The sequence below is a fragment of the Streptomyces sp. NRRL S-337 genome, assembly GCF_000720175.1.
Classification (GTDB): Bacteria; Actinomycetota; Actinomycetes; order Streptomycetales; family Streptomycetaceae; genus Streptomyces; species Streptomyces siderophoricus.
The window spans coordinates 102,967-112,179 of record NZ_JOIX01000003.1 but is presented as its reverse complement, the minus strand read 5'-3'; the positions used below and the strand labels follow the sequence as shown (position 1 = coordinate 112,179).

The window sequence follows — 9,213 nt, the reverse complement described above, 5'->3', positions numbered from 1 at the left end:
GGAACCGCCGGGCCGCGAGCGGTCAGCCGAGATCGGTGCGGCGTGCCATCCGGCCGGAGATCTGGAGCCGGTCGATCGCGCCGGTGTCCGGATCGCGCAGGAAGCGTCCGCCGGGCAGCCGACGGCCGGTGGCGGGGTCCACCAGGTCGCAGCTCAGGTCCGGGTGGCAGACCAGCGGGGCGGGGCTGTCGCCGTTGACGGACAGGGTCAGCGAGCCCCGTTCGCCGGCCGTGACGCGGTAGTCGACGGTGCCGTTGCGGTACGTCCCCGCGCACTGGGGAAGTGCGCGGACGGGGGTGCCGTCGCGCGGACCGGGGGCGGGCGGGACGCTCACGCCGGCGATCCGGTCGAGGTCGTCGGCCAGTTCGTGCCACAGGGCGGTGCCGCTGTTGGCGTTGCTGGTGAAGGCGACGACATCGCCGCTCTCCGGTTCGGCCCGCAGGAAGCAGGACGTGCCCTGGGCGTTGCCGTCGTGGCCGCACCACTGCGGCCCGCCGTCCTGGAACAGCGCCAGACCCAGGCCCCAGGCATCCGCGAGCACCCCGGGGTGGGCGCCGGGCACGGGGCGGCGCATCTCCTCGGCGTCCTCCTCCGTGAGCACCGTACGGGGGCCGTCACCGGTCAACGCCCGCCCCAGTGCGACCAGATCGAGCGCACTGGCCAGCAGCGCGCCGGCCGGTGCCTCCACCGGTGCCAGGGTCTGCTGCACCGGGCGGACGCGGCCGGTGAGGGCGTTCGCGGAATGGCCGCGCGCCACCGGTCTGACCGGTGCGGGGCCGGTGAGGAAGGCCGGGGCGGTGCCCAGGGGTTCGAGGAGGAAGGCCCGCACGGCCTCCTGCCAGGACATGCCGGTCACCTCTTCGATCAGCCGTCCGGCGGCGACATATCCGGCGTTGGAGTAGGAGAAGCCGCTGCCGGGCGGGCACACGGTGTCGGTGGCGTGGCCGGACAGATAGCGGGCCGGGGTCAGCGCCGCCGCGTCGTCGGAGTCGGGTCCGGTCGGGAGGCCGGCGGTGTGACTGAGCAGCTGCCGCACGGTCATCCGCGGCAACCGCGCCAGCTCCGGTACGTAGGTGCCGACGGGGTCGGTCAGCGACAGATCGCCGTCGGCCACGAGCAGCATGACCACGGCCGCGGTGTAGACCTTGGTGACGGATCCCAGCGGCACCGCGGTGCCGTTGCCCAACGCCTCCTCGGTGGTGACGTCCGCGACACCCGTGTGCACCGCGTACGTCACCCCGCCCGTGTGCACCGCGAGTTGGGCTCCGGGCACCTGGTGGGCGCGGGCGAGGGTTTCCAGACGCTTCTGTAAGAGGCGTCGTATCTGCGTCGGCTCCCTGGTGGTGACCGGAGCAGGCGTGGCGTAGGGCATGAGAAGGGAACTCCCGTAATCGGGGACGAAGGAGGGGGTGACGCGCGGGCCCGCCGGGCGGGCTATCGCCGCTGCACCTCCACCGGCAGTCGGCGCACGCTGACGATGACGGCCGGATTCTGCAGCTCGACCTCGTCGCGACAAGGGATCGCCAGAGCGGAGAAACGATCCATCAGCTGCCGCAGCGCGATCCGGGCCTCCAGCCTGGCGAGGGGGGCACCGAAACAGAAGTGGATGCCGTGCCCGAACGTCAGGTGGGGGTTGGGGCTGCGCGTCACGTCGAAGACGTCGGGGTCGGCGAACCGCTCGGGATCGCGGTTGGCGGTGGCCAGGTTCGCCATCACCACGGAGTTCGCGGGGATGGCGCGGCCGGCGAGCTCGACATCACGGGTGGTGCGGCGGCCCAGTTCGGGGAAGGGCGGGAGCCAGCGCAGCACCTCCTCGATGGCGTCCGGCAGCCGACCGGGCTCGGCCCGCAGCAGCGCGGCGGCCTCCGGGTACTGGTCGAAGCTCACCACGGCGTTCCCCAGCAGGGCGGTCGTGGTGATGTGCCCGGCCACCAGCAGCAGGGCCACGAACCCGACGATCTCCTGGTCCGCCAGCCGGGTGCCGTTCACCTCGGCCTCCAGCAGCCGGCCGAGCAACCCGTCGCCCGGGTCCTTCCGTTGCTGCCGGATGTGGTCCAGGAAGTAGCCGTTCATCTCGCGGACGGTCGGCGCGATGGAGTCCAGCGCCTGCTCCACATCGGCCATGTCCAGCGCTTCGCCGATGCCGTCCCCGGCGAAGAGGGTGGTCGCCCAGTCCTGGAACATCCCGCGGTCGCTGACCGGCACGCCCAGCAACTCGGCGATCACGATGATCGGCAGCGGGTAGGCCAGCGCGTCCGCGAGGTCGAACCGGTCGCGGTCCGCCACGGCGTCCAGCAGTTCCCCGGTGATGGCCTCGATCCTCGGCTCCAGCCCGGCGACCACGCGCGGGGTGAACGCCTGGCTGACCAGGGTCCGCAGGGTGCGGTGCGCCGGCGGGTCCATCCCGACGAAGTTGCCCCGGCGGAAGGTCTCGAAGTCCTCCTGGGTCGGGACCATCCCCGAGAAGTCGGAGGAGTACGTCGCCGGGTCGGCGAGCACGGCGGTCACCCCGCGGTGGTCCGCCACCTGCCACAGCTTCTGGTCCTCGTCGTAACGGAGCGGGCCGGCCGCCCGCCGCGTTCTCCACCGGTCGACGAGCGTGTCGAAGGCGAAGGGTGCCTGGCTCACCTGCTTACTGGTCACCGCTTCTCCCTGAAGGCCGGATGGAAACGGGGCGCGGGGCAGGAATAGGAACGTTCGCCGCGCGCGGGCGGCACCCCTATCGGTCGGCAGCCGGGTATGCCGCCGGATAAGCACCTTTCCGAACGGCATGAGGAAGTCGAGGAACTCACTGTCACCAACTCCAGATCCTGTTGCTGCTGCCGAGTTGTCGTTATGCGTGCGCTCCGCGCCGGGGCCGCCCATGCCGAAATGACCGCAGCCGGAACGGCGGTAGCGGTATTCACGATGTCACCGGCGGCACCGACGGAATGGCGCACCGTACGCGCCCGTCAGCGCCCCGGCCCGGTGGCCGACGGGATTATGCGGATGTGCGGGTCGGGCGGTGCCATTGGCCACCCGCGACGGCCGCATATGCGTCCGGGCGCGGACAGCCGACGAGATACCGTCCAGGCCACGCCGTGTACCCCCTCCGCCTCGATGCACACATCCGATTCGATGCGGACATCTGCGGGGTCTTTTCCCCGCTCCACGTCCCCGCGAGGACGCCCGGCGACGTATGCACCACGGCCCGACTCGCTACCACAGACCCCCCACATAAGAGCTGCTGACAACCGACGCGCACGAGACCCCCCTCAGCACGTCGCAGCCCATTGCATACGAGCCGGCGGCACCTGAAAGGAGGAACGAGAGAAGCGTACGTATTACCGACAAGTACCGTTCGACATTCTCCGCGATCCGTGCTGCAGAAGCTTTTTGCGCCAGTTCAACTTGGCCACAGTCTCACCCCCGGTCACGCGCTAGCAACCCCCACCAAGACTAACCGAGGGTAACTTTTACCCTCATTTACTTTAACTCTCGCCAACCCCGGAGACCTCCGTTGCACATGGGACGAGGAAATCGCCCGCCCGTTCGAACGAGGCCGCAGGCCGGCGGCCACGTCGGGCTTCCCGGCGGGCCGGAAGTGTACGCGAGCACAGTCCTTCACGGGGCAGATTCTGCAGTGCCCGGCCAGTCAGAGAGAGGCTGCACACGATGTCTGACTTTCGACGGTCTATTCATGGCCGAATTTCATGCATTGCCAGGAGGCGTACGCCGGAGTAGTGGTCAGGCGGCCGGAATTACCGGAATGCCCTGGCAAGGCACGCTTGCCGCACCAGGGCGTCCGGAGGGGTCGCCCGCCGCGGAGGGTGGGCCCCGCGCGCGACCTGGAGCGACGGGATGTGAAGATGCCTCCATGAGCAACAACGACGTGTACTTCGACATCACCATCGACGGCGAGCCGGCCGGCCGGATCGTCTTCACCCTGTTCGACGACGTGGTCCCCAAGACCGCGCGGAACTTCCGCGAGCTCGCCACCGGCCAGCACGGCTTCGGCTACGAGGGCTCCAGCTTCCACCGGGTCATCCCGGCCTTCATGCTGCAGGGCGGTGACTTCACGGCCGGCAACGGGACCGGCGGCAAGAGCATCTACGGCGAGAAGTTCGCGGACGAGAACTTCCAGATCAAGCACACCAAGCCCGGCCAGCTGTCGATGGCCAACGCGGGCCCGAACACCAACGGTTCGCAGTTCTTCATCACCACCATCGTCACCGACTGGCTCGACAACAAGCACGTCGTCTTCGGCGAGGTCGTCGAGGGCATGGACGTCGTGAAGAAGGTCGAGGCCCTGGGCTCGCGCAGCGGTGCCACGAGCGCCGACATCGTCATCGCCAAGTCGGGCGTGGTGGGCCAGTAGCCCCTCCCCCGGAACCGAGCCCGAGCGCCCCTCACGCAGGGGCGCTCGGCCTTTCCCGCCCGCCCGACGGCCGGCAGGTCTCTCTCGGCTCTGGCGCCGGCGCCCGGAGCGCGATGAGGTGGCTTCCACACGGACGGGAGGAGTTCGGGCATGGAGTTGGAGCTTCGGCACCTGAGGGTGCTGTGCGCGATCGCCGATGCCGGGAGCGTGGGCCGGGCGGCCTCGGAACTGGGGTATTCGCAGCCCGCGATGAGCACCCAACTCCGGCGGATAGAGCGGTACTTCGGCCACCCGTTGTTCGAGCGGCACCCCTCGGGCGTCGAGCTGACGCGGTACGGTACGGAGGTCCTGGCGCAGGCCCGTGACGTCCTGGCCCGTGCGGCCGCGATCGGGCGCCTGCCGGCCGCGGGCACCCGCGCCGGCCGGCCGCTCCGCCTCGCGGCGACCAACTCGCCGGTCCTCGCCGGGATGCTCGTCCGGCTGCGCAGCCGGCTGTCCGATCTCGCGCTCACGGTGAGCAGCGTGTATCCGTCCTCGGAGATCGTCGAACTCCTGGAGCGCGGCGAGGTGGACGCCGCGATCGCCGCGGACTACCCCGGACGCGAACTGCGGCACTCCGCCGCCGTGGCGCACCGCGGGATCGTCACCGAGCCGAGCTTCGTCGCCCTGCCGTCCGGGCACCGGCTCCGGCACTGCCAGGAAGTTTCACTCGCCGACCTGGCCGACGACCCGTGGTTCCTCACCCCGGACGACGGTGCGGGCTGGCCGGGAGTCTTCTACGCGGCCTGCGACGCGGCCGGCTTCACACCGGCGACGGTGCATGAATTCCTCGGTGACCAGCAGCAGTTGCAGAACATGATCGCCGAAGGACTGGGGACGTCCATCGTGCAGGCGACGTTCCGGCCGATCCCCGGCGTCCTCGTCAAACCGCTGGCCGGCACGCCCCTGTGGTGCCGTTACGTGCTGGCCTGGCGGCGCGGGAGCCCCGCCGACGAGGTCGCGGACACCCTCTTCACCTCCGCGGCCGCGGCGTACCGCGCGCTCATCGCCCAGTCACCGCACTTCCGTTCCTGGGCCTCGCGCACCTGGAACGTGACGACCAGACCGTAGCCGGAGGGCGCCCCAACTCACATGAGCCGCTGGGGTTCCTGGGGTCCCTGAGTCCGAAGGTTATGGCAAGGGTGTGCCATGTGCTATGTCACACCGTATTGTCGCGGCCGGTGCGCCGCTGAGAAGGTGCGAGCCGCGCCTCAGCCCTGTTCGAGGCGCATCTGACCCCCCACGAAGGAGCATGGATGCGCTACCGCTTCCCCCTGCCCAGATACGTGACCGCCCTGGCCACCTGCGCCACCGTGGCCGGCCTCCTGACCGCACCGGCACTGGCGGCACCGCGCCCGTCGGCCGCCCCGGACCAGGCCGTGTCCGCGTCCCGGAGCGCCACCCCCAACCCCGTACCGCCGACCGGTCCGACCGTCGGCACGAACGAACGGCCCGCGCTACAGCGCCACCCCCTCCGCGTCCCCCAACTCCGCCCGCTCAGCGCGAAGAAGCCCCCCATTTCTTCGACCGACGCGGGACGTCACCACGCCCGGAAGCCGGGCGCCAAGGCCTCCTGCAGCCCGGGCGACTTCGGCAGCCGCACCGGGTCGGAACTGGTCACGTTCGTCCAGGCCTCGACCACGGAGTGCGTCAACACGCTGTTCAGCATCACCGGCGAAGACGCCCGCAAGGTCTTCCGCGAGGACCAGATGGTCACCGTGGCCAACGCCTTCAAGGGCGGGGCGACGTCCTATCCCGGTGACAACTCGGCCAACGTGTTGCAGCTCGTGATGTTCCTGCGCGCCGGCTACTACGTGCAGTCCAACCATCCGGACGACGTCGGCGACTACGGTCCGAACCTGGCAGCGGCCAGCGAGGGCGGCCTGGACGCGTTCTTCGCCAACTCCCGCTCCAGGGACGTGACGTCGAAAAACGGGGACGTCCTGAGCGAGGTCATCATCCTCAGCGACAGCGCCAACGAGCAAGGCCGGTATCTGGACACCTACAAGCGGGTGCTCAGCGGCTACAACAGCTCCTACGACAAGATCCCCAGCATGCTGGCAGCCGTCAACAACGTCTACACCCCACTGTGGCGCGGCAACTGGAACCCCGAATACGTCAAGGCGGTCACGGCCGATCCGAGCATCATCGACACCCTCAACAAGTTCGCGCTCGGCCACCTGGACCTGCTGGGCACCGCCAATTCCTACCTCGACTCCAATGCCGGGATGAATGTCGCGCGGTACGTCGAGCACCAGGCCCTCAGGGACAAGGTCCGGCCGCTCATGAAGGGCCTGCTGGGCGCCTCGAAGATCACCGGCAAGACGGCGCCCCTGTGGGTCACCGTCGCCTCCCAGGCAGACTCCTACGACAAGGACAACTGCTCGTACTTTGGTGTCTGTGAGCTGTCCGATCAGCTGACCAAGGCGGCGCTGCCGGTCACCCACGAGTGCGATGCCACCCACACCATCAAGACGCAGGCACTGACCTCCGAGGAGCTCCAGGCCACCTGCGCCAGTGTCCTGAGCCAGGACGCGTACGTCCACGACCTGGTGAAGAACAACGGCCCGATCCCCGACCAGTACGAATCGACCGTTCAGCTCGTGGTGTTCGGCAGTCGCGGCGACTATCAAACCTACGCCGGGGCCATCTTCGGCGTCGACACCAACAACGGCGGCATCACCATGATCGGGGACCCGACCAAGCCGGACAACAAGCCCATGTCCATCATGTACCAGAGGAGCGACGACAACGGTTTCCCGGCCCGGATCTGGAACCTCAACCACGAGTACACGCACTACATAGACGCCCGCGACGACATGAAGGGCGACTTCGGCCAGCAGACGGCGGTTCCGGACATCTGGTGGATCGAGGGCTTCGCCGAGTACGTCTCGTACGGCTACCGCAAGATCACCGACACCGAGGCGGTCAGTGAGGCCGGGAAGCACACCTACAAGCTGAGCACACTCTTCGAGAGCACCTACGACAACAGCGACGTGACCCGGACCTACCCCTGGGGCTACCTCGCGGTGCGCTACATGATGGAGAAGCACCCCGACGACGTCGCCACCATGCTGGGCCACTTCCGCACCGGTGACTACACGGGCGGCTACGCCGTCTACCACGACACCATCGGCAACCGCTACGACGCCGACTTCGACTCCTGGCTCACCGCTTGCGCCTCCGGCGGCTGCGCCGCCAAGCCGAAGCACCTCTGATCGACGCGGCACCTCCCGCCGCGCGGCTCATGCCGGCGCCCCTCCCGGCCGACCCCGACGGAGTCGGCCGGGAGGGGCCGCTCACGGTCCGCCCTTCCGGCCGCTACCGCTCACTCAACCGACGCAGTGCCGAACCACTTGGGCAGGTGTCCGACCAGCTCCTCCTGGTCGTCACCGACCCACGCCACATGGCCGTCCGGCCGCAACAGCACCGCGGGCACGTCCAGTTCCTCGCTGGTGCCGACGACATGGTCGACCCGGTCCGCCCAGCCCGCCACCGAAAGCTTGCCGGTCCGGTCGAGCAGCAGTCCGCGGCCGCCGTGCATCAGCTCGTAGAGACGCCCCTGCTCCAGCTTCACATCCCGCAGCCGCCGGCCGAGCAGTTCGTGACCGTCGCCGAAGTCGTAGCGGACCCCGATCGCGATGATCTTCTCGATCAGGTACTGGTTCACGTTCTCGAACTCGATCAGTTGCGACAGCAGCCGGCGCACCGCCTGCGGCCCCGGCTCGGTGGACATCAGCTGAATCTGCGCACGGGTGTTGTCCAGGACCTCGGCGGCCACCGGGTGCCGTTCGGTGTGGTAGCTGTCCAGCAGCCCCTCCGGTGCCCAACCGCCCACCTCGGCGGCCAGTTTCCAACCGAGGTTGAACGCGTCCTGGACGCCGAGGTTGAGCCCCTGCCCACCGGTCGGCGGATGGATGTGCGCCGCGTCGCCGGCCAGCAGCACCCGGCCGACCCGGTAGCGCGCGGCCAGCCGGGTGGCGTCGCCGAAGCGGGAGAGCCGGCTCGGTGAGTGCACGCCGAAGTCGGTGCCGGCCACCGTCCGCAGTTGCTTTTGGAACTCCTCCAGGGTCGGCGGGACCGTGCGGTCCTCGGTCACCCCCTCGGCGGGCACGACCACGCGGTACACCCCCTCCCCGAAGGGCATGAGGCCGAACCGCTTCTGGGTCTTGCGGACCTCGGCCACCACGGCGGCCACCGTCTCCGGTGGCACGCCCACCTCCATCTCGCCGATCAGCGTCTCGGTCCTGGTGGGCTCGCCGGGGAAGTCGACGCCGAGCAGCCTGCGCACCGTACTGCGGCCGCCGTCACAGCCGACGAGGTAGCGGGCGCGCAGCTGCGTCCGGTCGGCCAGGTCGACCGTCACCCCGTCCTCGTCCTGGCTCAGCCCGACCAGTTCGCAGCCGCGCCGGAGCTCGGCGCCGAGCTCCGCGGCCCGCTCTTCCAGCAGGCGGTCAGTGGTGGTCTGCGGGATGCCGAGGACGTACGCATGCGTGGTGTCGAGGTGGGCGGGCCAGGAGGTGCCGATGCCGGCGAAGAAGCCGCCGACCTCGTGCTTCTGACCGTGTTCGAGGAACCGGTCCAGCAGACCCCGCTGATCCATCACTTCGATGGTGCGCGCGTGCATGCCGAGCGCACGGACGAAGCCGGTCGGCTCCGCCTCCTTCTCCAGCACGACCACCTGCACACCGTGCAGCCGCAATTCGGCGGCCAGCATCAAGCCGGTCGGTCCGGCGCCGGCAACGATCACGTCGATCATGAAATCCCCGTCTGTTTCCGCAGGTCATGGCTTTGAGGCGATGATTGTGCGGGATGCC

The 9,213-nt window shown here is 69.4% G+C and carries 6 protein-coding genes; 3 read left to right on the top strand and 3 right to left on the bottom strand.

Annotation, left to right across the window (positions count from 1 at the left end; genetic code table 11):
• Positions 1 to 22: 22 nt before the first annotated feature.
• Together IG62_RS0104615 and IG62_RS0104610 are read right to left on the bottom strand one after the other, a co-directional pair.
• Positions 23 to 1,372, bottom strand: coding sequence for a serine hydrolase domain-containing protein (locus IG62_RS0104615; RefSeq protein ID WP_030797887.1), 1,350 nt, complete (start codon positions 1,370 to 1,372; stop codon positions 23 to 25).
• A 62-nt stretch (positions 1,373 to 1,434) separates the two neighbouring features.
• The gene (locus IG62_RS0104610) at positions 1,435 to 2,643 is read right to left on the bottom strand and encodes a cytochrome P450 (protein ID WP_030797885.1); all 1,209 of its coding nucleotides are present in this window, start codon (positions 2,641 to 2,643) and stop codon (positions 1,435 to 1,437) included.
• A gap of 1,213 nt (positions 2,644 to 3,856) precedes the next feature.
• Between IG62_RS0104610 and IG62_RS0104605 the strand changes: the two genes are divergently transcribed.
• The 3 genes from IG62_RS0104605 to IG62_RS0104595 all read left to right on the top strand — a co-directional run bounded on the left by IG62_RS0104605 (position 3,857) and on the right by IG62_RS0104595 (position 7,614).
• Complete coding sequence (locus tag IG62_RS0104605) at positions 3,857 to 4,357, top strand: peptidylprolyl isomerase (protein ID WP_030797882.1); 501 nt, start codon at positions 3,857 to 3,859, stop codon at positions 4,355 to 4,357.
• Between the two features lie 150 nt (positions 4,358 to 4,507).
• Positions 4,508 to 5,467, top strand: a complete 960-nt coding sequence (locus IG62_RS0104600; RefSeq protein WP_030797880.1) for a LysR family transcriptional regulator — start codon at positions 4,508 to 4,510, stop codon at positions 5,465 to 5,467.
• A 185-nt stretch (positions 5,468 to 5,652) separates the two neighbouring features.
• A complete protein-coding gene (locus IG62_RS0104595) occupies positions 5,653 to 7,614 on the top strand; it encodes a collagenase (RefSeq protein ID WP_030797879.1) in 1,962 nt (653 codons plus the stop codon).
• 110 nt (positions 7,615 to 7,724) lie between these two features.
• Here IG62_RS0104595 and rox read toward each other — a convergent pair whose 3' ends face one another.
• Positions 7,725 to 9,155, bottom strand: coding sequence for a rifampin monooxygenase (gene rox, locus IG62_RS0104590; RefSeq protein WP_030797877.1), 1,431 nt, complete (start codon positions 9,153 to 9,155; stop codon positions 7,725 to 7,727).
• Between the last annotated feature and the right edge of the window lie 58 nt (positions 9,156 to 9,213).

Excerpts from the sequence above, each read along its gene's own strand:
- IG62_RS0104615 (WP_030797887.1), bottom strand. The coding sequence starts at position 1,372 with ATGCCCTACGCCACGCCTGCTCCGGTCACCACCAGGGAGCCGACGCAG.
- rox (WP_030797877.1), bottom strand. The coding sequence starts at position 9,155 with ATGATCGACGTGATCGTTGCCGGCGCCGGACCGACCGGCTTGATGCTG.
- IG62_RS0104605 (WP_030797882.1), top strand. The coding sequence starts at position 3,857 with ATGAGCAACAACGACGTGTACTTCGACATCACCATCGACGGCGAGCCG.
- IG62_RS0104600 (WP_030797880.1), top strand. The coding sequence starts at position 4,508 with ATGGAGTTGGAGCTTCGGCACCTGAGGGTGCTGTGCGCGATCGCCGAT.
- IG62_RS0104595 (WP_030797879.1), top strand. The coding sequence starts at position 5,653 with ATGCGCTACCGCTTCCCCCTGCCCAGATACGTGACCGCCCTGGCCACC.